This is a genomic window from Rhodococcus sp. FH8 (genome assembly GCF_019266085.1).
In the GTDB taxonomy this organism is placed as follows: domain Bacteria; phylum Actinomycetota; class Actinomycetes; order Mycobacteriales; family Mycobacteriaceae; genus Rhodococcus_F; species Rhodococcus_F qingshengii.
On record NZ_LPNQ01000075.1, the window covers coordinates 15572 to 40258 of the forward strand.

Here is a 24687-nt window from a genome sequence, read left to right on the forward strand (position 1 = left end):
GTCGATCTGCTGCGGATTGTCGGTGCTCACGGAGCTACTCCCACGGTAGAGAGACCTGCGGTCTCGGGTAGGCCAAGGGCGAGATTCATCGATTGCACCGCGCCACCGGCGGTGCCCTTGGTGAGATTGTCGATTGCCGAGATGACAACGAGCTGACCGGCGTCGGCGTCGACGGTGACCCCGATCTGCACGGCGTTGGATCCGATCACAGCGCCGGTCTGCGGGAAGATGCCGGCAGGCAGCACATGAATGAACGGCTCGTCGTTGTATGCCTTTTCGTAGATTTCGCGTGCCTGCTCTTCGGTGGCCGTGGTGGCTGCCGTGCAGGTCGCGAGGATGCCGCGCGGCATGGGCGCGAGCACCGGAGTGAAGGAGACACTGATGTCCTTGCCGCCTGCGGCCGAGAGATTCTGAATGATCTCAGGGGTGTGGCGATGGACGCCGCCGACGCCGTACGCACGGACGGAGCCCATGACCTCGGAACCCAGCAGATCAGCCTTCGGTGCCCGGCCGGCGCCCGAAGTGCCACTGACCGCAACCACGTTCACGTGTGAGTCCACGATCCCCGCGGCAACGGCGGGGGCCAGCGCGAGGCTCGCAGCCGTCGGGTAGCAGCCCGGAACGGCAATGCGGGTTGCGCCTACCAATTTCTCACGGGCACCGGGCAATTCAGGAAGACCGTAGGGCCAGGTACCGGCATGAGTGCTCTTGTAGTACTTCTCCCAGGCTGCGGAATCCTGCAGCCGGAAGTCCGCGCCGCAGTCGATGATGACCGTCGATTCGGGTAGCAACTTGGCGTACTGAGCCGAATTTCCGTGCGGGAGACCGAGGAAGACGACGTCGTGACCCGAGAGGATTTCGACAGTGGTCTCTTCGAGTACCCGCGAAGAGAGTGGGAGCAAGTGCGGATGATGCTCACCGAGCGTCGAACCGGCGTTGCCACCGGCGGTCAGCGAACCGATAACCAGGCTGCCGTCGACATAGGAGGAGTGCCCGAGAAGCAGACGCAGAACCTCACCACCGGCGTACCCACTGGCGCCGGCAACGGCGACTCTGATCGGCTTGCGTGCGTTCTCGGTCGTACCACCTTCAGTCATGTCACACAGTATGCATCATTGTGCATCGGAATGCATAATTACTTACCCATGGATCGCCGGATCTCCTCGAGCTTGGCCTTTGCGGCCTTCTGGCGCTCGTCCCACTGCTCGTCCACGGACTTTCCGGCAGGACTCTCGTGTGCCAATTCGGCCGAACCTATGGAACTACCGAAGCGCCCCTCTATCTTCTCCCGAACGCGGTCGAAAGTGGGCACTCCCCCTTCGGTGTAGTCGGGTTCGGGAATTCTCGGATCGGTCGCAAGTACCACCGGGACGTCGATGATCTCGTCGACCTCCACAACGGTGTCGGGCAGTTCGACTTCTTCGGCGTCGGTGATCTCGTTCTCGTCCTCGACGCGGTTCGGCTCGAGGCTCGCGGCAGCGGTGTCCACCACGGAAAGAAGGACCGACAAACTCGGACGACGCTCGACCACTGCGCGGACGACCGCGAGGAAGTCCTTGTCGTCGAGTGCACTGGCGGCCTCGACTACCTGGTGCACGGACCCATCGTGCTCGGACCCATCATGTTCGGGCCCATCATTTCGTGACACTGTCAGTCCCTTCTCGAAAACGCCGACGGACAATTCCGATCCTTCCACGACCGTCCGTCGAAGGGGTCAGCGTGACGCGAGATACGCGGCAAATGCTTCCTCGCTCGAATATTCGGGGACGTATCCGAACTGTTCCTTGAGCCGCCGATTGTCGAGAACCGGTCGGTACTGGAGAAATCCGACGCGCTCCGGACCGTGTTCCGTTACGCCCAATCGCCGCCCGACGCGTAGAACGCCTCGCAACAACCATGCAGGAAGCGTCACCGTGCTCTTGCCCATCCGGGAAGCCAACTCGTCGACGGTCAACGAGCCGTCGCCCGCGACATTGAAGATGCCCACTTGGTTTCCGGTCACGGCCTCCGCAAAAGCGCCCGCGACATCGGTGTGCCAGACGAAGACGAAGGGGCTGTCGCTCCCGGCAACCTTGAGCAGCTTGCGGCGATCGAACAACGCGGTGATCTGATTGTCGACGCTCTCACCCAAGATCGTGCCGATCCGGAAGACAACTTGTTCCAACTCCGGGTGTTCGACGCGATATTCGGCGAGCATCTCTTCGACCAGGCGTTTGTGGCGACTGTATGTGAATTCGTCGTTGCCTCGGACAGGTACGTCCTCGGTAATCCACGGTGGGTTGTCGGAGTGGTAGCCGTACGCCGCTCCGGACGAAGACACGACGATCCGTCCAACCCCGTGTTCGACGCAGGCCGCGAGCACGTTTCGTGTCCCGTCGACGTCGACGCGGTACTCCTGCTCTGCTGTCGTGTTCTTGCCGGGATTCACGATGGACGCAAGGTGGATCACGACGTTCGGTCGGTACTGACCGAACACCCGCCCCAATTCTGTGGGGTCGCAGACGTCCGCCCTGACGCGGCGGAAGCGATCGTCCGGCGTGTCCTTGACGGTGAGGTCGGCACAGACAACGGTGATGCCCTGCGCGATCAGTGCGTCGATGACAGCGGTACCCAGGAACCCGTTCCCGCCCGTGACGAGTGCGACGGTCATGCCGGTACCGCCTTTCGGGCGCGTCGCTTGGACCAGATCGTCGCCAGAGCCAACCCGGTGATGATGTCCCAGATTCCCCACCAGCCGGCCACGATGGCCATGCCACCGAGCCCGTCGAAGAACGTGAACACCAGGCCAAGCCCCAGTCCGGCATTGCGGATGCCAACCTCGAAAGAGACGGCGCGACGGCTGTATTCGTTCAACCCGGTGACGGCGCCGCAGAAGTATCCCAGTGCGAGGGCAACCGTGTCGTGCAGGAAGACCGCGAGCAGTACCACCCCGATGTAGTCGACGAAGTACGACGCGTTCCCCGACACCCCCGCGACGATGAAGATCAACAACGCCACCAACGAACCGTTTTTCACCCAAGGCTGCGCTTTCGCGGCGATCTCCGGAAACCTTCGTGCCGCCCAGATGCCGAGAACGAACGGCACACCGATGATCAGGGCGATTTGCGCGACCATCTCGAGCGCATTCAGGTTCACGGACTGCAACAGAGCGTCGGTCTCCGGGCGTCGGCTCCCCCAGAACGCAAGATTGAGCGGCATGAGGAAGATCGCGAGGACGTTCGACACCGCCGTCATGGACACCGAGAGTGCGACGTCGCCGCCCGCCCGGTGAGTCAGGACGTTCGAGATGTTCCCTGGCGGGCAGCACGCCACCAGGATCATGCCGAGTGCTACCGACGGAGCCGGCGAGAGAATCAGCGTCAGGAGAAAAGTCACTGCCGGCAACAGCAGGAACTGCGCAGCAATACCCACCGCCATCGCCTTGGGTTTGGTGAGCGCACGACGAAAGTCGTCGACCGAGGTGTCGAGGGCGATCCCCAGCATGATCGCGGCCAGCACCACGTTGAGGATCATCAACGATCCCGGGTTGAAGTTGAGCACCACGTCGTCGATCGGCATCACTGTCCTCCCTTCGTCAGAGCGGCATCAAGCAGTCCGATGTGTCGCTTGATCGCCGATCGGTAGGCGTCCTTGTTCACGTAGTAGGCCATTCGTCCCAACTTCAGGTACTTGTATCCCCCGGACAGATCGGGAGGAGGACCGGCCGCCGCCGCCGAGAATTCCCGCGCCGCGGCGGGGGCTTCGGTACGTGCGGTGATCAATTTGGCCACCAACTCGGCCTGCTCGAAACGGCCCTGCCATCCGAGACCGGATGCTTCGACCATGCCGAGAACAAAGAGATTGTCGTGGCGGCGACTCGCGACGTTGAGGAACAGGTCCGGGGCAGCGCTCGACCAGTCCAAGTCCTCGCGCGCGATGAAGGGATAGTCGAGGTGATACCCCGTGGCGCAGAGAACGAGGTCGTAGTCGGCAGACGATCCGTCGACAAACCGCACCGTCTTCCCCTCGAACCGGTCGACGTCGGCGCGCACGTGCACATCACCGTGCCCGATGTGGTGCAGGATCAACGAGTTCACGACCGGATGCGATTCGTAGATCTTGTAGTCCGGTGCCGGAAATCCGAACCGCACCGGATCACCCGTGAACTGCTTGAGTACCAAGGTGTCGACGCGTTGTTTGATCCACGGCGGCAACGGCTTTCCCTGATTCAAGGTGTCCGAGGGTCGGCCGAACAGATACTTGGGGACGAAGTAGTAGCCTCGCCGAACGCTCAGGTCGACGCACTCGGCCTGGTGGACGGCATCGACGGCGATGTCGCATCCACTGTTGCCCGCTCCGATGACCAGTACCTTCTTCCCGCGGAAGATCTCGGCGCTGCGGTACTGGCTCGTGTGCATCAACGTGCCGGTGAAGTCGCCCCGGAAAGTCGGCATGTTCGGCTTCGACAGCGTTCCGTTCGCGATGATCACGCCTCGATACCGCGCGACTGTTGTCTCACCGCTGCGACTGCGCGTGGTGACCTGCCATAGCGAATCGACCGGCGAAACGTCGACGACGGTAATGCCGAAGGCAAAGTGCCTGCGAAGATCGTGAGTATCGGCGTAGTCGCGGAAATAATCGGCAAGTTCGACGTGGCTCGGGTAGTCGGCCACCGAATCAGCCATCGGGAACTCCGCGAATGCGGTGGTGCCCTTCGAAGAGATGAGGTGCGCCGACTCGTAGACGGTGCTGTGCGGGTTGTCGATGTCCCAGAGCCCACCGACGTCGTCGTGGCTCTCGAAGCCGTCGAACGCTATCCCGGCCCGATCGAGGTTTCGCGCGCCGGCCAATCCAGACGGGCCCGCTCCGATCAGCGCGTACTTCTCCTCTGTGATCATCCGTCGAGCGTCGCAGATAGTCCGAATCTTGCAGCAATATGCCGGATAATGACGTTATGAGTGCACCAGATGCCGGCAACGGTCGCAGGATAGATGAAATCGATCTGAGGATAATCAATGCGCTCCAGCTCGCACCGCGATCGAAGTGGCTTTCGTTGGCCGAACCACTCGAACTCGACGCCGCGACTCTCGCCCGTCGTTGGAATCGACTCTCCGAATCGTCGTTGGCCTGGGTCACGGTCACTCCAGGGCCACAGGTGCTGGGCAGCATCGTCACAGCGATCATCGAAATCGATTGCTCACCTGCTCTTCTCGACACCATCGCGGCACGGCTGACTCGCTCGGCCCACGCCGTGACCATCGAAGCATCAACGGGCAGAGCAGATCTGCTCGTCACAGCCGGTACCGCGGATCTGGCGTCGATGTCGCGCTTCATCTCGGAAGACGTCGCAACGATCGACGGTGTACTGGCGACACGAACCTCGATCATCACACGCTGGTTCACCGAAGGTGGGCGATGGAGACTCAATGCGCTGGCACCGTCCGAGAAGGGTGTGCTGACCACCAGCGAAAACCGTCCTGCCGTGCGCGCTCGGCCGACCGGGATATCCGAACAGGATCGCAAGGTTCTGACGAAGCTCGCTTACGACGGGCGCACTCCCATGAAGGAGTTGGCCGACGCGATCGGTGTCAGTCCCGCTGCGTGCAAACGCCAGATCGACCGGCTCACGTCTTCGGGGTTGGTGGCGCTGCGGTGTGAATTCGCGCGGCCGCTGGCCGGCCTTCCCGTGCTCGCCACTTTGTGGTGCCGCGTCGAACCCGAGCTTCTCGATACGGCGGGACGAGTGCTGAGTCGGGCGTCGGAAGTTCGAAACTGCTTCGCTGTAGTCGGCCCCGACAACCTGGTGGTTCAGTTGTGGCTGCATTCTCCTGCAGAACTCGATGCATTCGAAACTCGTCTGCGCAAGGAGATTCCGGGTCTTTGCGTCACGGAACGATCCATCGTGCTGTATCTGCGCAAACTGCTCGGCCACGTGCTCGACCAGCAAGGGCGACGGACGGACACCGTTGCGCCAGATGTGTGGCTTTCCGATTCGCCTCAGTCGAAAAGCCGATAACACGACAGAGCCCACGACCACCGGCAACGGTCGTGGGCTCTGTGATCAGTTGAGGAAATCAGCCACGCATCTGCGCACCGACAGCCTTGGAAGCCGCCTCCACTGCTGCATCGCGCGCGGCACTGGCCTCGTCCTCGGTCAGCGTCCGGTCGACACCACGGAATCGCAATGCGAACGCGAGCGACTTGCGGCCTTCACCGACCTGCTCGCCCTCGAAGACGTCGAAGAGGCGGATGTCTTCGAGAAGCTCACCGCCGCCGGAACGCAGAGCTTCCTGCACCTTGGCTGCCGGAATGTCGCGATCGACAACAACCGCCACGTCCTGGAGCACTGCGGGGAAGGGCGAAATGCGCGGCGCCGGCAGGTTCTCGACCAACGGCAAAGCGTCGAGGTCGATTTCCAGTGCGCAGGTGCGCGCGGGCAGTCCCGCGCGCTCGAGAACAGCCGGATGCAGTTCGCCCGCATGACCGACTACGTTGCCGTCAACGACAACCTCGGCGCAACGGCCGGGATGCCACGGCAGGTACTGCGCCGCACGCAGTTCCACCTCGACGCCTGCTGCAGCTGCAATGACCCGCACGGCTGCAAAAGTGTCCGAAGCCTCGGCCTGACGGCCAGGACCCCAGGGGCCGCTCGGCTCACGCAAACCACTCAACACTGCAGCGATGTGCACCGGCTGTGCCGGCAACGACGCGATCAGGTTCGCGATCTGCTCGTCCGTCGGGCGACGATCCACCGGCAATGCATCCACCGGTTTGGTGTCGGGGCCCGGCAGGACGACCTGCGCGATGCCGTACAGCGACAGATCACGCTGACCGCGAGAAGCGTTGCGAGCCAGGATCTCCAGCAGACCCGGGAGCAGCGTGGTCGCCAACTCCGGACGATCGGCTTCGAGCGGGTTGAGGACCTTGCTGGTGTTGCGGCGCGGATCATCCGCGTCGAGGCCCCAGACGTCGAAGACGTTCGTCGGCAGGAAGACCGGAGGAAGGACCTCGACGTAACCGGCGTGAGCCACGGCCTTCGAGACCGTGCGCTTTCGCCGCTGCGACGGAGTCAACCCACGTCCGGCCGGAGCGGCGGGAAGCACAGACGGGATCTGCTCGAGACCTTCGAGGCGAAGAACTTCCTCGACGAGGTCCGCAGGCTGCACCAGGTCCGGACGCCACGACGGCGGCGTCGCGACCAACTGGCCGTGTCCTTCTTCGCTGACGCCGACCTCGACGTTGCAGCCAACCTGGGTGAGGCGGCGAGCTGCGGTGCCGTTGGGGTACGTGACTCCGGCGACACGATCGGGCAGGTCGATATCCATGCGAATGGCAGCGCGAGGGGCAACATCGCCCACGTCGGTCACGACCGGTTCGATCCGTCCGCCGGCAATCTCGACCAGCAGAGCGGCTGCGCGGTCGACGGCCGCGAGCGGAATCGCCGGATCGACGACGCGCTCGAAACGCTTGCTCGCCTCACTCGGCAGCTTGTGCCGGCGCGCCGTCTTGAAGACTGCGAGCGGATCCCAGGTAGCTCCTTCGAGAAGGATGTCCGTCGTTGCCGTTCCCACCTCGGTGGTTGCGCCGCCCATGACGGCAGCCAGCGAGATGACGCCGGAATCGTCGGCGATGACAACGTCTTCGGGATCGAGCGTGCGTTCGACGTCGTCGAGCGTCGTCAGCTTCTCCCCCGCCTTGGCGCGACGGACCACCAGGTCGCCCTGCACTGCGGTCGCATCGAACGCGTGCAGAGGCTGACCGAGTTCGAGCATCACGTAGTTGGTGACGTCGACGGCCGGCGAGATCGGGCGAACACCCGAGAGCAGAAGTCGACGCTGCAGCCACCACGGGCTCACTGCCTGCGGATCGATACCCGTGATCTTCCGCATCACGAAACGCGAAGCCTTGGACTCCGGTTCGAGGCGCACCGGCCAGGCTTCACCCTCAGCCGGGTGCGCGGGAACCGAAGCAGGATCGGCGTATTCGAGATCGAAGCCGCACGCGAGCTCTCGCGTGAGACCGCGGACCGAGAAGCAGTAGCCACGGTCCGGGGTGATGTTCAGTTCGATGATCGTGTCACCGAGACCGAGCAACTCGTTGCCATCTGCGCCGGGTTCGGCGGTACCAGGCTCGAGCACCAAGATGCCCGAATGGTCTTTGCCGATACCGAGTTCCGAGACGGAGCAGATCATGCCGTCGGACACCTGGCCGTACGTCTTGCGAGTGGCGATTTCGAATCCGCCGGGCAGCACCGCGCCGGGCAACGCAACGACGACGAGGTCACCCTCGTTGAAATTGCGCGCGCCACAGACGATGCCACGGGGCTCGGGTTCGCCGACCTCGACCTGGCAGAAGCGGATCGGCTTCTTGAACTCGGTCAGTTCGGTGATGGAGACGACCTTGCCGACGACCAACGGGCCGTCGATCGCCTCGAGTGTGTCGAGTTCCTCGACTTCGAGTCCCACCCGGACGAACCCGGCGTCCAGCTCTTCCGGGGTCACCTCCCAGTCCGGAGTTGCCCGCTGCAGGATCTCGGTCAGCCAGGATTGCGCTACTCGCACGTCTGCTCAGCTCTCTCGTTTGTCGATAAGTCTTTGTGAAGGTTCCGCGGACCGGATCGGTCAGCCTGCGACACCGAAGGGCAGCGTGAAACGCACGTCTCCTTCGACGATGTCGCGCATGTCCGGGATACCGTTGCGGAACTGCAGGGTCCGCTCGAGGCCCATGCCGAATGCGAAACCCGAGTACTCGTCGGGATCGATACCGCTGGCGCGCAGAACGTTCGGGTTGACCATGCCGCAGCCGCCCCACTCGACCCAGCCTGCGCCGCCCTTCTTGTTCGCGAACCAGACGTCGACCTCGGCCGACGGTTCCGTGAACGGGAAGTAATTGGGGCGCATACGGGTACGCGTCTCGGGGCCGAAAAGGGCACGAGCGAACGCGTCGAGAGTCCCGCGCAGGTTGGCCATGGTCAGGCCCTTGTCGACGGCCAGGCCTTCGACCTGCGAGAAGACAGGCGTGTGGGTCGCATCGAGTTCATCGGTGCGGAACGTGCGGCCCGGGCACACCACGTAGATCGGTACCTCACGCGAGAGCATGGTGCGGACCTGCACCGGCGAGGTGTGGGTACGCAGCACCTGGCGCGAGTTCTCGGGTGCCAGGTGGAAGGTGTCCTGCATCGTGCGGGCAGGGTGATCCGGCAAGAAGTTGAGCGCGTCGAAGTTGAAGTGCTCGGTCTCCACCTCCGGACCCTCGGCAACTTCCCAACCCATCGCGACGAATACGTCGGCGACCTGCTCGGAAATCAGGCTGATCGGGTGACGCGCCCCGACGGGGTGACGATCGGAAGGCAGAGTGACGTCGATTGCCTCGGCAACCAACACCGCGGCGTCACGCTCGGCGAGGAGGACCTCACGACGAGCGTCGTACGCGTTGTTGATCCGAGTGCGGAAGATGTTGACGCGCTTACCGGCGTCCGCCTTTTCCTTGCCCGGAAGGCTGCCGAGTCCCCGGCGAGCGAGGGCGATCGGGGACTTGTCCCCCAGGTGCTCCACCTTGACGTGCGCCAGCGCATCCAGGTCAGCGGCGTCCGCCAGCGCCTTCTCGGCGTTCTCAGCCGCAGCGGTCAACGCCTCTTCGGTGAGTACACTCGCGTCGACCTCCGGCGGTGTCGCGCCCTCATTTTTGGCCACGGCTGTGACGCTCCTGTCGCTTCTCGGTTTACTTCTCGTACTGCGTGCTTCTTGTACTGCTTACTTCTTGTACTGCGAGCGAGCTTTCGAACTCGCTCGAGCATTGTCTCTGCTCTTGTATTGTCTCAGGCTTCCGCAAATGGGATTCCGTGAGGTCTTCGCGTGCGTTTTCAGCCGTGATCGGTGGCGCGATTTTGCACCCGCGCGCTTGCGTACAGGCAAATTGCCGCCGCTGTCGCGAGGTTCAAGCTTTCGGCGCGGCCATGGATCGGAATCCTGACCCGATGATCAGCCTGCGCGGCGATCGCCGGATCGAGACCGTGCGCTTCGTTACCGAACAGCCAGGCCGTCGGCTTGCTCAGCAACTCGTCGGCCTCGTCGAGATCGACCTCGCCGTCAGCTGCAGTCGCGAGAATCTGAATGCCGGCTGCGCGAATCTGCTCGATCACCGACACTGTGTCTCGATCGCGGACGACTGGCAGGTGAAACAGGCTGCCCGCCGACGAACGAACGACCTTGCCGTTATGCGGATCGACGCTGTCGCCGGCGAGGATTGCCGCATCGGCACCCACTGCGTCGGCGATGCGAATGACGGTGCCCGCGTTACCTGGTTCGTTGACCTCGACCGGCACTGCGAGCAGGCGGGTCTCCTGATGGACGGCTGCGCTCAGCGGTACGTCCAGTAGATCGCTGACGGCAACGAGTCCGGGCGGCGTGACGGTATCGCTGAGAGCTTTGATTGCTCGATCGGTCACACGAGCAACACGAACTCCAGCGGTCTGCGCCCGATCGATGACGTGCTGATAGCGCTCGGCTGCGTCCTCGGTGTAGAAGAGGTCGTGTACCGGGCGGGCCTCGCCATTCGAGAGTGCACCGTTCAACAGTTCTGTGACCGAGTTCTCGCCCTCGACGAGGAAACGTCCTGCTTTGCGTCGTTCTGCTGTGCGCAGGAGCTTGACAGCAGAAACGACCCGCGGAGTCCGCTCGGTGAGCGGGTCCACGGGCCGTTGCTGTGATGCGTGAATCAGGCTGCTTCTCCGGCAGGAGCGTTCACGTCAGCCGGCAGAGCGGCCTTCGCGAGTGCGACCAGGCCGGCAAAGGCCTCGGCATCGGAGACAGCGAGCTCGGCCAGGATCTTGCGGTCGACGTCGACCTCTGCCAGACGCAGGCCCTGGATGAGGCGGTTGTACGTGATGTCGTTTGCACGAGCTGCAGCGTTGATACGCGTGATCCACAGCTTGCGGAACTCGCCCTTGCGCGCACGACGGTCGCGGTACGCGTAGGTGAGCGAGTGGAGCTGCTGCTCCTTGGCCTTGGTGTACAGACGCGAACGCTGTCCACGGTAGCCGCTGGATGCAGCAAGAATTGAACGACGCTTCTTCTGGGCGTTGACCGCCCTCTTTACGCGTGCCACTTGAAAAATCCTGTCAATCTAGGGGCTGAAAGTACGGCCCCGGGTGGTCAGTAAGGGGGCGACTCAGATGCCGAGCATGCGCTTGATGCGCGGAGCGTCGTCAGGGCTGACAACAGCGACACCGTCGAGACGACGGGTAACCCTGCTGGACTTGTGCTCGAGAAGGTGGCGACGGCCGGCCTTCTGGCGCATGAGCTTTCCGCTGCCGGACACCTTGAATCGCTTCGAGGCGCCGCTGTGGCTCTTCATCTTGGGCATGGAGTCCTCAGTTCTTGTTACGTGGTGGATCTTGGGAAATCGACTAGCTGGCCGGAGCCTCGGGAGCGGCATCGCCGGTCGCCGGTGCTTCCGGAGCTGCTTCACTGGAAGCCGGTGCGGCCGGAGCCGGACGCGGAGCAGCCTGAGCCACTGGCGCCTGAGCGCTCTCCTGCGCCTTGACACGAGTCTTGGCGCCCTTGTGCGGTGCCAGGACCATCGTCATGTTTCGGCCGTCCTGCTTTGCCGAGGTTTCGACGAATCCGAGATCTGCGACGTCTGCTCCCAGACGCTGCAGAAGGCGGTAGCCGAGTTCGGGGCGTGACTGCTCACGTCCGCGGAACATGATCGTGACCTTGACCTTGGAACCGGCTTCGAGGAAGCGAACGACGTTGCGCTTCTTGGTCTCGTAGTCGTGGTCGTCGATCTTGGGTCGGAGCTTCTGCTCCTTGATGACCGTCAGCTGCTGGTTCTTACGTGACTCACGTGCCTTCTGTGCAGCCTCGTACTTGAACTTGCCGTAGTCCATGATCTTGCAGACCGGTGGACGGGCGTCAGGAGCTACCTCGACCAGGTCGAGGTCGGCCTCAAGGGCCAAGCGGAGTGCATCTTCAACACGCACGATGCCTACCTGTTCGCCGCCAGGTCCGACCAAACGAACCTCGGGAACGCGGATACGATCGTTGATGCGGGTCTCAGTGCTGATGGGGCCTCCTAGGTTGAACGGTGCGGTCTTCATGACCGCACGCAGCCCGTACCGCCCGCACCCCAACAAAAAAGCCCCGCTGTGATGATTGCTCATCCGCGGGGCCCGATGTCGACCGATCACATAGGATCCAGCTCACGCCGAAACCTATCTCCTCGACTGAGCGAGGAACCTGACGAAGAATGATCTCCGATAACAGGTGACCGGAACCACTGAACTGCAGTTTCACCTGCCGTGCAGAGGTGGGAGTCGGACTCCACTTGCTGCCCCCGAACAAGTCGGAGGCGGTCGTTGCAACAAGAGTAACAGGTCGCCACAGATGAAAGAAATCGGTGCCGCTCCCAGTGCTGCCGGGAGAGGCCCGATTCAACACCGTCACGGCCTGATGGAATCCTTACATCCATGAGTGAGAACTTCGAGGCAGAACAGAACACCGACGGCGCGAACCCCGACGTCCGCGAACTCTCCGAAGTTCCCGCGGTCGAGGTCATCAGCCGCGCTGCAGTGATGCTGATGAGTTCGGCTGCCGAAAAACTCGGCCTCTCCGACGCCGATCCGTCTTCCAGCCCCTACCTGGACCTCGACGAAGCGCGTCGCGTCATCACGGCACTTGCCGGACTCGTGACTGCGTCGGTCGAATACCTCGGCCCTCATGCCGGACCCATCCGTGAAGGCCTCCAAGCCCTGCAGCGCGCATTCCGTGAGGCGTCCTCGCACCCGGACGAGCCAGGAAAGGGACCGGGCGAGAAGTTCACCGGTCCGGTCTACTGAGTTGGCAACCGCCAACAAGACTCAACCGACGCCCGAGGACGTCGACGCATTCATTTCACGCGTCGACGACCGCAAACGCGCCGACGCCGTGGAGCTGATCTCCCTGCTGTCGGCCGCAACCGGCGAGCCTGCTGTCATGTGGGGCTCGAGCATCATCGGATTCGGGGCACGGCACTACCGATATGCGAGTGGCCACGAAGGTGACACCCCACTGATCGGGTTCTCCCCCAGGGCCACCGCGCTCACGTTGTACTTGTCGCTGAACTTCGACGACTACACCGACACGCTCGCTCGCCTCGGCAAGCACAAAATCGGCAAGGGCTGCCTGTACGTCAAACGGCTGAGCGACGTCGATGTGACCGCCCTGACCGAACTGATCACGGATTCCGTTGCCGCAGCCCGCAACATGATCGACTGAGTCACTCACCTACGGGGAGAAACAGGCCGAGCGTCTTCGGGCGGTTGCCCGAAGACGGTCGAATCGCGTGGTGTGAAGTGATCGTTCGTCAGCGTGGCCCGACGCATTCGATCGAGTCGAAACCACCGCACGGCGTCGCGCTCGCGACACCAGCCGATGAGAAACCACTGACCACGGTCCTGCGCCAGAATGTGCGGCTCAACTGCCCGCACCGTCTCCGCACCGTCCCCATCCACGTAGTGCAACGACACGACTCGACTCTGTTCGAGACCCTGCTCGACGGCCTGCCGGTTCGCGCGCGAATCCGTCAGAGCCCCGCCCTCACCGCGAATCCACACGCGGCCACCGAGCTCGGCGACCTTGCGACGACTCTCCTCGTCCATCACATCGAGCAGTTTCGCCAGCGCTGCTCGCCCATCCGGCGCAAACGGAGCATCACCCATCGCCGTCAAGGCCAACGCGATCGAAACTGCCTGCGGAACAGTGAAATTCACCGGCGGCAGCGTGGCGCTACCCACGAGTCGGTATCCACCTCCGGGACCTGAGCGCGCTTCGATCGCCGCACCCGACATCATCAGCGTCTCGATATCCCTCTTGATCGTCCGGGTGGTGACACCGAATTCCTCGGACAATCGGGAGCACGTAGTCCCTCGATCGCCCTGTCGCCGAAGTTCCTCGACGAGAGCATGCAATCTCGCAGCTCGATTCACGTTCTCCAGTGTCTCAGATTCCGATACCAAACGGTGACATAATTGGTGACACTCTGTTGTCACCAACCCGGGTGCACTGTGAGTCCATGAAAACTCACATCGTTCTTGTTCCCGGATTCTGGCTCGGTTCATGGGCTTGGGATGCAGTACTCCCCCACCTCGAACGTTCCGACACCCGCGTGACCAGCCTGACACTGCCCGGGCTCGACTCAGTAGACACAGATCGATCAGCGGTCACCTTCGACGCTCACGTCCGTGCAGTCGTCGACGCCGTATCGGACTCCGACGAGCGCACGGTATTGGTCGTACACAGCGGCGCCGGCCCGGTGGGGTACGCCGTCACCGATCGCATCCCGGATCGCGTCGCTCGGATCGTCTACGTCGACTCGGGCCCCATGCCCGACGGCGCAGCGCTGCGACCGGATCTGGCCTCCGATGTCATCGAGATTCCGCTCCCCACGTGGGCAGAGCTCGAAGCGGACGGCAGCAGCCTCGAAGGACTCGACGAGAAAGCTCTGGAGACGTTCCGCGCCAACGCGGTACCCGAACCGGCTGGGCCCGCGCGTGAGCCGATTGTCCTGACGAACGAAAAGCGCTACCAGGTGCCGTCAACCGTCGTTTGCAGCACGTTCCCCTCCGCGGTGATCGCCCAGATGGCCGACGGAGGTCATCCGATGGCCGCCGAACTGGCGAAACTCCCCGTGACGTACGTCGACCTCCCGACCGGCCATTGGCCGATGTGGTCGCGCCCCGAAGAGGTCGCCAACGTAATTCTCGAGACCAGCACTTCCTGATCGACAAAGCAGTGATGCCGGGTCGATTCCGACCCGGCATCACTGACCGATTTCTACTTGCTCACGTTCTACTAGCTCACGGAAGCGGCTTTCTTCCGTGGCGCGGCCTTCTTTGCGGCAACTGCCTTCGTCGCACGCTTCTTGGTGATCGGCTTGGCCTTCACCGGCGCGTGCTGTGCGGTGAGAACCTCACTGAGGAACTTGCCCGTGTAGCTCTCGGGGACCGCGGCAACGTCTTCCGGCGTACCTTGCGCCACAACGGTTCCGCCGCCGGATCCACCCTCGGGCCCCATGTCGACGACCCAGTCCGACGTCTTGATCACGTCGAGATTGTGCTCGATCACGATCACGCTGTTGCCCTTGTCCACCAGACCGTTGATCACGATCAGGAGCTTGCGGATGTCCTCGAAATGCAGACCCGTGGTGGGCTCGTCGAGTATGTACACCGTGCGACCGGTGGACCGCTTCTGCAACTCGGCGGCCAGCTTGACGCGCTGCGCCTCACCACCGGACAGAGTCGGAGCCGGCTGACCCAGTCGGACATAGCCCAGGCCGACGTCGACCAGCGTCTTGAGGTACCGGTGAATTGAGGTGACCGGCTGGAAGAACTCGGCTGCTTCCTCGATAGGCATGTCGAGTACCTCGGCGATCGACTTGCCCTTGTAGTGGACCTCGAGCGTTTCACGGTTGTACCGGGCGCCGTGGCACACCTCGCAGGGCACGTACACATCCGGCAGGAAGTTCATCTCGATCTTCAGCGTTCCGTCGCCGGAGCACGCCTCGCAGCGTCCGCCCTTGACGTTGAACGAGAACCTGCCTGGCTGGTAACCGCGGACTTTCGCTTCCGTGGTGGCCGCGAACAGGGTTCGGATCTTGTCGAACACGCCGGTGTACGTCGCCGCGTTCGATCGTGGAGTCCGGCCGATCGGAGACTGATCGACCTGCACGAGCTTGTCCAGCTGATCGAGACCGTTGATTCGTGTGTGACGCCCAGGTACCTGGCGTGCACCGTTGAGTTTGTTCGCCATGACGGTCGCGAGAATGTCGTTGACCAACGTCGACTTGCCCGAACCGGAGACACCGGTGACAGCGGTGAGAACACCCAGCGGGAAACTCACGTCGATGCCGTCGAGATTGTGCTCGCGCGCTCCTACGACCGTGACCTGGCGTTTGCGGTCCACCGGTCGACGAATGGCCGGAACCTCGATGAAGCTACGACCTGACAGGTAGGCGCCGGTCAGAGATTCTTCACACGTCAGCAGTTCTTCGTATGGCCCACTGTGGACGACCTTGCCGCCGTGCTCGCCGGCGTATGGTCCGATGTCGACTACCCAGTCGGACGTGCGGATAGTGTCTTCGTCGTGCTCGACGACGATCAGCGTGTTGCCGAGGTCGCGCAAGCGCGTCAGGGTTTCGATCAGTCGTCGATTGTCACGCTGATGCAGGCCGATGGACGGCTCGTCGAGCACGTACAACACACCGACGAGTCCGGATCCGATCTGCGTTGCCAAGCGAATTCGCTGGGCTTCGCCACCGGACAACGTGCCCGCGGCTCGCGAGAGGGAAAGGTATTCCAGGCCGACGTCGAGCAGGAAGCCGAGGCGCGCCTGAACTTCCTTGAGGACCTGACCCGCGATGGCCTCTTCACGCGAACCGAGAGTGAGGCTGTTCAGGAAATCCGCGCAATCGGAGATCGACAGTTCACAGACCTCGGCGATGGACTTACTGCCGAAGTCTCCCGCCGCGATAGTTACCGACAGGATTTCCGGGCGCAGGCGAGCACCACCACACGCCGGGCACGGCGTGTCGCGCATGTACCCGTCGTACCGTTCCTTCATCTGATCCGATTCGGTCTGCTCGAGCCGGCGATGCAGGAACGGCATCACACCTTCGAACTCCGCGTAGTAAGAACGGGTACGGCCGTACCGATTCTTGTACCGGACGTGAACCTGCTCCTCGCTGCCTTCGAGGATTGCTTTACGGGCCTTCGCCGGCAACTTGTTCCACGGCGTCTTCATGTCGAATCCGAGAATGTCGCCGAGGCCGGACAGCAACCGTCCGAAGTACTCGGAACTCTGGCCCATCGACCACGGCGCGATTGCACCGTCTTCGAGACTCAGGTCGGGATCGGGAACCACCAGATCCGGGTCGACCTCCTTGCGGATACCGAGGCCGGTGCATTCCGGGCAGGCGCCGTAGGGCGAGTTGAAGGAGAACGAGCGCGGTTCGAGATCGTCGATCGCGAGTGCGTGGCCATTCGGGCAGGCCAGCTTCTCGGAGAAACGACGCTCACGATCAGGTGCATTTTCTTCACGGTCGACGAAGTCGAGGACCACGATGCCTTCAGCCAAGCGAAGTGCGGTCTCGACCGAGTCGGTCAGGCGCTGCTTCGAACTCGCCTTGACCTGCAATCGGTCGACCACTACTTCGATGTCGTGCTTTTCCTGCTTCTTGAGCTTCGGCGGATCCGCCAGCGAATGGACGACACCGTCGACGCGCACTCGCGAGTAGCCCTGGGTATTGAGCTGATCGAAGAGATCGACGAACTCGCCCTTACGAGTACGGACCACTGGTGCGAGCACCTGGAACTTGATGCCCTCATCCATCTCGAGCACCTGGTCGACGATCTGCTGCGGGGTCTGACGTGCGATCTTCTCACCACAAACCGGGCAGTGCGCCGAACCTGCGCGGGCATAAAGGAGCCGGAGGTAGTCGTAGACCTCGGTGATCGTGCCCACCGTCGAACGGGGGTTGCGGTTGGTCGACTTCTGGTCGATGGACACCGCCGGCGACAAACCCTCGATGAAATCGACATCGGGCTTGTCCATCTGACCGAGGAACTGACGCGCGTATGCCGAGAGTGACTCGACGTAGCGACGCTGACCTTCGGCGAAGATCGTGTCGAACGCGAGGCTGGACTTGCCGGAGCCGGACAACCCGGTGAAGACGATCAGGCTGTCTCGCGGGAGGTCGAGATCGACTCCTCGCAGATTGTGCTCACGCGCACCCCGCACGATCAGGCGATCCGCCACACCAATTCCCTTCATTGTCAATCGTCCGGGGCCGTCCCCCCGGAGAAGTCTCGAGTGGCCTCGCAAACGCGAGTCCTCGAGCGATCGTCATCGTAGGCCGAGCCACCGACACGTTTTTCTCACCAGGCGAGCCCATCGCTCTACCTGCCCCTATTCGAAGGTAGCCTGCGTTTCATGACGAATCAGCCCATCGTGATCGACGACTCCTACACCGGTCAGGTCTCCCCCGATTCTGCCCCTCAGCGGCGCACAGTCGAAGGCGCCGTCATCACGAAGATGTCGGTCGGCCCCATGGACAACAACACTTACCTCGTCGTCTGTTCCACGACCGGGAAATCTCTCCTGATCGATGCGGCCAACGAAGCCGAGAAGATCATCGCGCTTATCGAACAGGAAGCACCTGTTTTCGATTCCATCGTCACCACCCACCAGCACGGCGATCACTGGTTGGCCCTCGAAGACGTTCACGCCGCAACCAAGGTGCCGACCGCCGCGCACCCCCTCGACGCAGAGGTCCTTCCCGTCACCCCGGACGTGCTCCTCGAAGACGGCGACAAGGTGACCGTTGGCAACTTGAGCCTCGACGTCATTCACCTGTCCGGCCACACGCCCGGCTCCATCGCGCTGGCTCTCACCGAACCGAGCGGACAGGTTCACCTCTTCACCGGCGACTCACTCTTCCCCGGCGGAGTAGGCAAGACCGCCGACCCCGAGAAGTTCACTTCTCTGCTCGACGACGTGGAAAACAAGCTGTTCGGAAGGTACGACGACGCGACCGTCGTCTACCCCGGGCATGGCAAGGACACGACGCTCGGCGCCGAGCGCCCGCACCTGGCGGAGTGGCGCGAACGCGGTTGGTGACGTTTCACCTGTTCCGTACTGGACCCCGCTAACCGACTTGGCTGTCGACCTGTTCACCGTTGACTCGAAGTCGCGGAAGCCAGGTCGACAGAGTCCGGCCCAGTCCTTCGACCATCCGTTCCCCGAACACACACAGCGTGCGTTCCCACGGATGGCCGAAGGTCCCTTCCGTGAAGTCGTCCCGACTGAATATGTAGTAGTCACCGTTCGGATAGACCGGGACACGCCACTCCGCAAGCTCCTTCGCAGCAGCGTGTGCCTCCGCGTCGAAGGTGTAGCCCGGATGCTGCCAATCCAGAACGACGAAGTTGGGATCGTCGTTCCAATCGGTGACAAAACAGCGCAACGCTTCGGCGTTGATCGCATCCACGCGAGCGGCCCACGCCCCTGGAGTCGCAGCTGGCGCCGCACCCAAATCGAAGACCACGGACGGGATGGGCTCGGCGATGGCGGGCCAAGATCGTGCGTCGATGCCGGGCGTGAACCCAAAGCGGTCACGAAAGATCGCCCAGTTTCTCTCGTTCTCCTCGTCCGACAGCTGTCCCCAGCCGGTGGGAAGGGTCGAGCCGAAGTTCTGAGTCATCTTGGTGGTCACAACACCATCGTGCTCGAACGGTGCGCATACTGTGACACCTTCGAACACGCCGTATGCGGATACGCGGTAACGGATACTTCAGAACGGTGTGTCCGGATCAGTGGAGAAGTCATCGTCGCAGTACAGCGCGCTTCGGCGACCGGGTCAGGCGTGCCGGGATCGCCGAACCGGACCAATTCCTTGTGAGATCGCTAGGGTGGAAAACGAACCTACATCGGGAGGCTTGAAACATGCTGGTACGTCGAATTGCTCGTCCACTGCTTTCCACGATCTTCATCGCCGGGGGAATCGATGCTTTGCGCAACCCCGCTCAGCGAGCAGCCAAAGCGTCACCGCTGATCGACAAATCCGTCGAGACGCTGCCAGGAGCAGTGACGCAGAAGGTGCCTGCTGATCCGGAAACACTCGTCAAGATCAACGCCGCCGTCCAGATCGNNNGCTCGGCTGGCGTGGCCGCCGCGCCGCGAAGAAGGCCCAGGCGTCTATCGCCGCAGCACTTCCATTGGTCGCATCGCAGACCGATCACACGAGCGATCGCGTCGAACACGCTCTGTCGGTGGCGTCCGAACGCGGTTCCGAACTTGCCGAAACCGCGAAGGCACACGGCACGGATTGGCTCGAACTTGCCAAGGAGCGCAGCTCCGAGTTCGCGGAGATCGCGAGCAAGCGAGCCGCGGAATTCGGAGAGGTCGCCAAAGAACGCGGCCCGGACATCCTCGAAGTCGCGCAGAAGCGCGGCTCCGAACTGGCCGAGACCGCACGCGAGCGCAGCGCCGAACTGGCAGAGCTGGCGAGCAAGCGCAGCTCCGAGTTCGCCGAACTCGCCCTCGAGAAGAGCAACGAGTGGGCCGAAACGGCGTCGGAGCAAACCGAGGTGCTGGGTAAGCGTGCTCGCAAGCGCGCCGAGAAGGCGCTCGAAAAGGCTCGCGCCAAGAAGGACGAATTGACGCACTGAGTGCACCGAAAGACACGGTCAGGCCACCTTCGGGTGGCCTGACCTGTATCTATGCGGCAGTTCATCTGGGGGAACTAGACTGTCTTGGCGCTTTTGCAGCGCGTGAATTTCTCATCAAGCCTAGGAGATCCTTTGCCCGACGCGGACCCGTCACTGAACGAGCAAGAGCTCGAGCAGCAGTACGTGACGATGTTGTACTCCCGTCTCGACGATCTTCGAAAGTATGCCCAAACTCGCTTGAGCACGGTCCTCCTCGAGACCGGCGGAACCCCGCAAGCACGCAGCGAACGCGAATCCTTCAACGCCATGTACACCGAGGATCTCGCCAAGTACGACGCAGCCGAGAACGGAATGTGTTTCGGACGCATCGACTTCGACGACGAGCAACGCTACGTCGGCCGACTGGGAATCCTGGACACCGACAACGACTACGAAACGCTGCTCCTCGACTGGCGAGCTCCGATGGCACGCCCGTTCTATCTGGCGACGCCCGCGGCACCTGAGGGCGTGAAGCGGCGACGCCATATTCGCAGTCGGAGCCGCACAGTCACCGGCATCAACGACGAATACCTGGACCTCGACGCGGCCCGCGCCGCAGGCGTGGTGACCGAAGCCGGCGGCGTCGCCGGTGAGAGCGCTCTCCTGGACGCTCTGAACGCAGCGCGTACGGGTCAGATGAACGACATCGTCGAGACCATTCAGAGTGAGCAGGATGCCATCATCCGCTCCGAGCACAAGAGCGTTTTGGTCGTCCAGGGCGGTCCGGGTACCGGCAAAACCGCAGTCGCCCTTCACCGTGCCGCCTTCTTGCTCTACACCTACCGCCAGCAACTGGCCAAGGCCGGTGTTCTCATCATCGGGCCGAACGCGACGTTCCTCGACTACATCAGCCAGGTCCTTCCTTCACTCGGTGAGACCGGAGTTCTACTCTCGACGATCGGGGACCTGTACCCCGGAGTGCGTGCGACTCGTACGGATTCCCTCGCCGCCGGTGAGATCAAGGGTTCCCTCGCGATCCTCGACGTGCTCAAGAACGCCGTCCGGGATCGGCAGGAAGTTCCGTCGAAGCCGATTACCCTTCGATTCGACACGTACGACTTGAAGCTGGATCGAAAGACTGTCACGAAGGCGCGCGGGCGTGCTCGGTCGTCGCGTCGCCCACACAACCTGGCGCGCCCGATCTTCGTGGCAGCAGTCATCGAGGCGTTGGCACTGCAGATGGCCGAACTCATCGGCGGAAACCTCGTCGACGGTGGGTCACTCCTCAGTCGGGACGACATCGCCGACATTCGCGACGAGATGCGTGAGGACCCGGACATCATGTCCGCCATCGGAAAGCTGTGGCCCGAATTGTCGCCGCAGCAAATCCTCGCGGAACTGTGGACGTCGCCGGCGAGGTTGGCCAAGGCAGCGCCGCAACTCGACGACGCCCAACGCGACGAGCTTCTGCAGAGCGTCGGACCGGGTTTCAGTGCGGCCGATGCTCCCCTGCTCGACGAACTGGCCGAGATTCTCGGCGTCGACGACGCCGCCGAACGCGAACGCGCACAACGTGAATGGCGCGCGCAGATCGCCGACGCCCAGGGCGCCCTCGACATCCTCACCGGGTCTGCACCACAGGATCTCGAAGACGAGATGGATCCCGAGATCTTGATGGCGTACGACTTGATCGACGCCAGCCAACTCGCCCAACGCCACGATCAGGGCCAGCGCCAGACCACGGCAGAACGCGCTGCCGGCGACCGAACCTGGACCTACGGTCACGTGATCGTCGACGAAGCCCAAGAGCTCTCCGAAATGGCGTGGCGAATGCTGATGCGGCGCATACCGAATCGCTGGATGACGTTGGTCGGTGATACAGCTCAGACCGGTGATCCCGCGGGAACTTCGTCCTGGCAGAAGATTCTCGAGCCTTACGTCGCCAAGCGCTGGAAGCTCACCGAACTGACCGTCAACTACCGAACTCCCTCGGAGATCATGGATGTCGCGCACCGTGTGCTCGAAGAGATCGACCCGGAGCAATCCGTGCCCCGGTCGGTACGCGACAGCGGATTCGCGCCGTGGGCGCTCAAGACCACGGCCGAAGAATTGGAATCGACCGTGCGCCGTTGCATCGAGTCCGAGTCGCATCCCGGTATCACCGCAGTGATCGCCGGTTCCGAGGTCGTTGCCGATCTGGCGGGCATTGCGAGTGACACCGTAAGCGTCCTGTCCGTCAAGGACGTCAAGGGACTCGAGTTCGACACAGTGTTGATCGTCGAACCTGCCGACATTCTCGACGAGTCACCACGCGGAATGAACGACCTCTACGTCGCATTGACCCGCGCTACCCAGAGGCTCGGCATCATTCACGTCGAGTCGCTCCCCTCGGTTCTCGACGGTGTCGAAGCAGCAGAGTTGGCCTTCGATTCGTGAGCATCACGGAGTAGGTTCGTGCGTGACACCACGAATGGTGGTGTCACTCCAATTTGTGTCGACGACTGAAGGAATGACCCCTCGTGCTTGGCCTGCCCGCAAGTTCCGCCGCACCCATCCGCAAGATCGCTCGCGTGGTGATCGGCGTCGGGATGCTTGCGGCGGTGACAGCCGGTTGCTCAGAGGATGATTCGAGTTCGACGGCTGCTGCAGGCAGTGACGACATCGCTGCTGTTGCTGCCGCACCGACCGAAAAACCGGTAGACGAGGCAGAACGGCTGCGGGCGGCGCTTGCGTCTACCGGGGTCACGCCCGCCTTTTCCGACGACATGTTGCAGGCGCTCGGTGACGGCGTCTGCCAGCAGCTCGCGGCCGGAACGGATCGAGCGATGATCATCGCGAATCTGCGGGCGGTATCGCTGAACGGAGCAAGCGAACCAATGGTCACCTCCGGAAACGGCTCGGCCGCATCGACAACACCCCCCAGCGCCGATCAGCTGGCTGAAGTGTTCGTCGATGCGGCCGAGGCCGACTACTGCCGGTAGTTCAGCGAACGGTGTGCACGATCAGGACATCGGACGTCGCCTTGCGAGCGGCATCGGAAGGCACCGATCCGAGTAGACGCCCGGTCAACGTGTTCAATCCGCGATTTCCGACGACCAGCAAGTCGCCCTTCACCTCGTCGAGCAAAGCGAGAAGCGATTCGACGGGAGCGCCGACGACGGCGCGCTCGACAACATCCTTTGCCCCCTGGGCATGTGCGCGCTCACGAGCGGTGCGAAGGATCTCGTAGGTCGGAGCGGAACCGGTGACCTGGTAGGCCTCGTTACCCAACGCATCAGCGGCAGCGCTCACGTCCTTGGGATCAGCCGGGTAGTACGCACACGCGATGACGAGCTGAGCGTCCGAGCCACTGGCAATGGCGGCAGCTCTGTCGACTGCCTTCAGTGACGACTCGGAGCCATCGGTTCCTACGACAACGGTCCGGTAGGCACTCATTCATTCCTCCATGGTTACGGGACGGACGGTACGGCCGGCACCGGGCGCAACGCTGTTGCGCCCGCTCGACAACCGCTGCGCTGACATTAGCGGGATTGTGCCGCGGATAGTGTTATTTGCAGTACACGCCACAAGCCCACAGTGAATGTGATTCTTCGTCACAGACACATTTGTTCGGTGGTGACCACTCAGCGAAGTTTGCCGAAGCGGGGCCCGAACAGCGCCGCCGGAAATACTTCCTGCTCGACCAGGGCGGTACGCCACGGCGTCGCCAATTCCAGCAACCGCTTGGCACCCTCCTCACCCAGCGCATCCCACGGAGCCAAAGCGAGGTCGTCCGTCAGGTCTTCGACGACGTCACGCAAGTCCTGCCCGTCCTCGGTCAGCGCACCGGACGAACGATCCAGCAGTTCGCGGTCCTTCAAACTCTCGACGGCCTCGTCCCACTGTTCCTGCGACCATCCGCGACGAGTCTGCGCGAATTTGCGCTGAAACCCGATTCCCGTCGCGGTGTGCGTGATCAACGCGTCCAGGCCGTTCAATCCCGCGGTCTGAAGGGCCGCAATGTGGCCGTCACCGCGATACTCACGCAGCAGTGTCAGCGCGTGCCAGAAACGCAGGTGCGGCTCGGCCGGCCAGTCGAGCGACGCCCAACCCGCGTACAGAGGGCGGCCGTCCACTCCAGGAATGTTCTGGGCAGCGATCGACACGAGTTCGGCGGCCTCGGCCATGTCCGCCGATCCTGTCACGTCTGCACCGAACAGGCGGACGTACGCCGCGTCGATTGCCCGATACCGCGCGGCGACAACCTCTGTGGGCCTTGCCAATTCCCAGGCACGTGGGATGACACTGGCGATCAATTCAGGATTGAAGTTGAAGAAGGTGGCCGTGACGACAGTCGCGGGTGGAGCGCCGAGCGGAGCTGATCGCCCGGCAAAGTACACCATTCGGCCAGGCTCCAACCCGACGCCGACAAGTTCCTTCTCCGTCTCCGGGACGAAGTACGCCAAGGAATGGAGAAGTTCGAGAGTCCGCGCGGTCTTGCCTGCAGTCTGTGCATCCATACCTGAAACCGTAGCGGTCGAAAGCAC

At 62.8% G+C, this 24687-nt stretch carries 23 protein-coding genes and 2 pseudogenes; 9 read left to right on the forward strand and 16 right to left on the reverse strand.

Features of this window, described 5'->3' with window-relative positions:
* Positions 1-26: 26 nt before the first annotated feature.
* From argC to ATN38_RS20460, 5 genes are all read right to left on the reverse strand, one after another.
* Entirely contained in the window at positions 27-1097 is a 1071-nt protein-coding gene (gene argC / locus ATN38_RS20440) for an N-acetyl-gamma-glutamyl-phosphate reductase (RefSeq protein WP_218748562.1), read from the reverse strand.
* A gap of 38 nt (positions 1098-1135) precedes the next feature.
* Entirely contained in the window at positions 1136-1597 is a 462-nt protein-coding gene (locus ATN38_RS20445) for a hypothetical protein (RefSeq protein WP_116058136.1), read from the reverse strand.
* A gap of 117 nt (positions 1598-1714) precedes the next feature.
* On the reverse strand, positions 1715-2650 hold the full coding sequence (locus ATN38_RS20450) for an SDR family oxidoreductase (protein WP_218680739.1): 936 nt from the start codon (positions 2648-2650) through the stop codon (positions 1715-1717).
* Positions 2647-3558, reverse strand: coding sequence for a bile acid:sodium symporter family protein (locus ATN38_RS20455; RefSeq protein ID WP_116056674.1), 912 nt, complete (start codon positions 3556-3558; stop codon positions 2647-2649). Before ATN38_RS20455 ends, ATN38_RS20450 begins: the two co-directional genes overlap by 4 nt.
* Positions 3558-4877, reverse strand: coding sequence for an NAD(P)/FAD-dependent oxidoreductase (locus tag ATN38_RS20460; RefSeq protein WP_116056673.1), 1320 nt, complete (start codon positions 4875-4877; stop codon positions 3558-3560). Before ATN38_RS20460 ends, ATN38_RS20455 begins: the two co-directional genes overlap by 1 nt.
* Before the next feature lie 56 nt (positions 4878-4933).
* Here ATN38_RS20460 and ATN38_RS20465 point away from each other — a divergent pair, with 56 nt between their 5' ends.
* Entirely contained in the window at positions 4934-5995 is a 1062-nt protein-coding gene (locus tag ATN38_RS20465) for an Lrp/AsnC family transcriptional regulator (protein ID WP_007736255.1), read from the forward strand.
* A gap of 58 nt (positions 5996-6053) precedes the next feature.
* On the opposite strand, the gene pheT is transcribed toward ATN38_RS20465, so the two are convergent.
* The 6 genes from pheT to infC form a co-directional block, all read right to left on the reverse strand.
* A complete protein-coding gene (gene pheT, locus ATN38_RS20470; RefSeq protein ID WP_116056672.1) occupies positions 6054-8540 on the reverse strand; it encodes a phenylalanine--tRNA ligase subunit beta in 2487 nt (828 codons plus the stop codon).
* Positions 8541-8600: 60 nt separating this feature from the next.
* Positions 8601-9671, reverse strand: a complete 1071-nt coding sequence (pheS, locus tag ATN38_RS20475; protein WP_003944109.1) for a phenylalanine--tRNA ligase subunit alpha — start codon at positions 9669-9671, stop codon at positions 8601-8603.
* 170 nt (positions 9672-9841) lie between these two features.
* A complete protein-coding gene (locus ATN38_RS20480) occupies positions 9842-10672 on the reverse strand; it encodes an RNA methyltransferase (RefSeq protein WP_065352512.1) in 831 nt (276 codons plus the stop codon).
* 23 nt (positions 10673-10695) lie between these two features.
* Positions 10696-11085 (reverse strand): 50S ribosomal protein L20, encoded by a 390-nt coding sequence (rplT, locus tag ATN38_RS20485; protein ID WP_003944011.1) that lies wholly within the window; start codon positions 11083-11085, stop codon positions 10696-10698.
* Positions 11086-11148: 63 nt separating this feature from the next.
* The gene (gene rpmI, locus ATN38_RS20490; protein WP_003944043.1) at positions 11149-11343 is read right to left on the reverse strand and encodes a 50S ribosomal protein L35; all 195 of its coding nucleotides are present in this window, start codon (positions 11341-11343) and stop codon (positions 11149-11151) included.
* A 43-nt stretch (positions 11344-11386) separates the two neighbouring features.
* Positions 11387-12079 (reverse strand): translation initiation factor IF-3, encoded by a 693-nt coding sequence (infC, locus tag ATN38_RS20495; RefSeq protein ID WP_003944008.1) that lies wholly within the window; start codon positions 12077-12079, stop codon positions 11387-11389.
* A 369-nt stretch (positions 12080-12448) separates the two neighbouring features.
* Here infC and ATN38_RS20500 point away from each other — a divergent pair, with 369 nt between their 5' ends.
* Both ATN38_RS20500 and ATN38_RS20505 read left to right on the forward strand, forming a co-directional pair.
* Positions 12449-12817 carry a DUF1844 domain-containing protein gene (locus tag ATN38_RS20500; RefSeq protein ID WP_007736262.1) on the forward strand — a complete coding sequence of 123 codons (369 nt, stop codon included), beginning with the start codon at positions 12449-12451 and terminating at the stop codon, positions 12815-12817.
* Between the two features lies 1 nt (position 12818).
* Complete coding sequence (locus ATN38_RS20505; RefSeq protein WP_030536732.1) at positions 12819-13235, forward strand: DUF1801 domain-containing protein; 417 nt, start codon at positions 12819-12821, stop codon at positions 13233-13235.
* 5 nt (positions 13236-13240) lie between these two features.
* Here the strand turns inward: ATN38_RS20505 and ATN38_RS20510 are convergent, their stop codons facing one another.
* Positions 13241-13945: a YafY family protein gene (locus ATN38_RS20510; protein WP_218748563.1), complete on the reverse strand. Its 705-nt coding sequence runs from the start codon at positions 13943-13945 to the stop codon at positions 13241-13243.
* Between the two features lie 86 nt (positions 13946-14031).
* Here ATN38_RS20510 and ATN38_RS20515 point away from each other — a divergent pair, with 86 nt between their 5' ends.
* A complete protein-coding gene (locus ATN38_RS20515) occupies positions 14032-14739 on the forward strand; it encodes an alpha/beta fold hydrolase (RefSeq protein ID WP_064444635.1) in 708 nt (235 codons plus the stop codon).
* 71 nt (positions 14740-14810) lie between these two features.
* Here ATN38_RS20515 and uvrA read toward each other — a convergent pair whose 3' ends face one another.
* Positions 14811-17771, reverse strand: coding sequence for an excinuclease ABC subunit UvrA (gene uvrA / locus ATN38_RS20520; RefSeq protein ID WP_176720913.1), 2961 nt, complete (start codon positions 17769-17771; stop codon positions 14811-14813).
* A gap of 174 nt (positions 17772-17945) precedes the next feature.
* Here uvrA and ATN38_RS20525 point away from each other — a divergent pair, with 174 nt between their 5' ends.
* Positions 17946-18632 carry an MBL fold metallo-hydrolase gene (locus tag ATN38_RS20525; RefSeq protein WP_030536735.1) on the forward strand — a complete coding sequence of 229 codons (687 nt, stop codon included), beginning with the start codon at positions 17946-17948 and terminating at the stop codon, positions 18630-18632.
* 28 nt (positions 18633-18660) lie between these two features.
* Here ATN38_RS20525 and ATN38_RS20530 read toward each other — a convergent pair whose 3' ends face one another.
* Entirely contained in the window at positions 18661-19227 is a 567-nt protein-coding gene (locus tag ATN38_RS20530) for a DUF2716 domain-containing protein (protein ID WP_230793111.1), read from the reverse strand.
* 296 nt (positions 19228-19523) lie between these two features.
* On the opposite strand from ATN38_RS20530, the pseudogene ATN38_RS32920 reads away from it, so the two are divergent.
* From ATN38_RS32920 to ATN38_RS20545, 4 genes and pseudogenes are all read left to right on the forward strand, one after another.
* Positions 19524-19662, forward strand: a pseudogene (locus ATN38_RS32920) (DoxX family protein); the annotation flags it as partial.
* Between the two features lie 3 nt (positions 19663-19665).
* A pseudogene (locus tag ATN38_RS33435) lies at positions 19666-20182 on the forward strand (DoxX family protein); the annotation flags it as partial.
* Positions 20183-20314: 132 nt separating this feature from the next.
* A complete protein-coding gene (locus ATN38_RS20540) occupies positions 20315-22597 on the forward strand; it encodes an ATP-binding domain-containing protein (protein WP_218748565.1) in 2283 nt (760 codons plus the stop codon).
* 83 nt (positions 22598-22680) lie between these two features.
* Positions 22681-23142, forward strand: coding sequence for a DUF732 domain-containing protein (locus ATN38_RS20545; RefSeq protein WP_003944104.1), 462 nt, complete (start codon positions 22681-22683; stop codon positions 23140-23142).
* A gap of 1 nt (position 23143) precedes the next feature.
* On the opposite strand, the gene ATN38_RS20550 is transcribed toward ATN38_RS20545, so the two are convergent.
* On the reverse strand, positions 23144-23596 hold the full coding sequence (locus tag ATN38_RS20550; protein WP_003944055.1) for a universal stress protein: 453 nt from the start codon (positions 23594-23596) through the stop codon (positions 23144-23146).
* A 188-nt stretch (positions 23597-23784) separates the two neighbouring features.
* Entirely contained in the window at positions 23785-24660 is an 876-nt protein-coding gene (locus tag ATN38_RS20555) for a hypothetical protein (protein ID WP_007728746.1), read from the reverse strand.
* Positions 24661-24687: the final 27 nt, after the last annotated feature.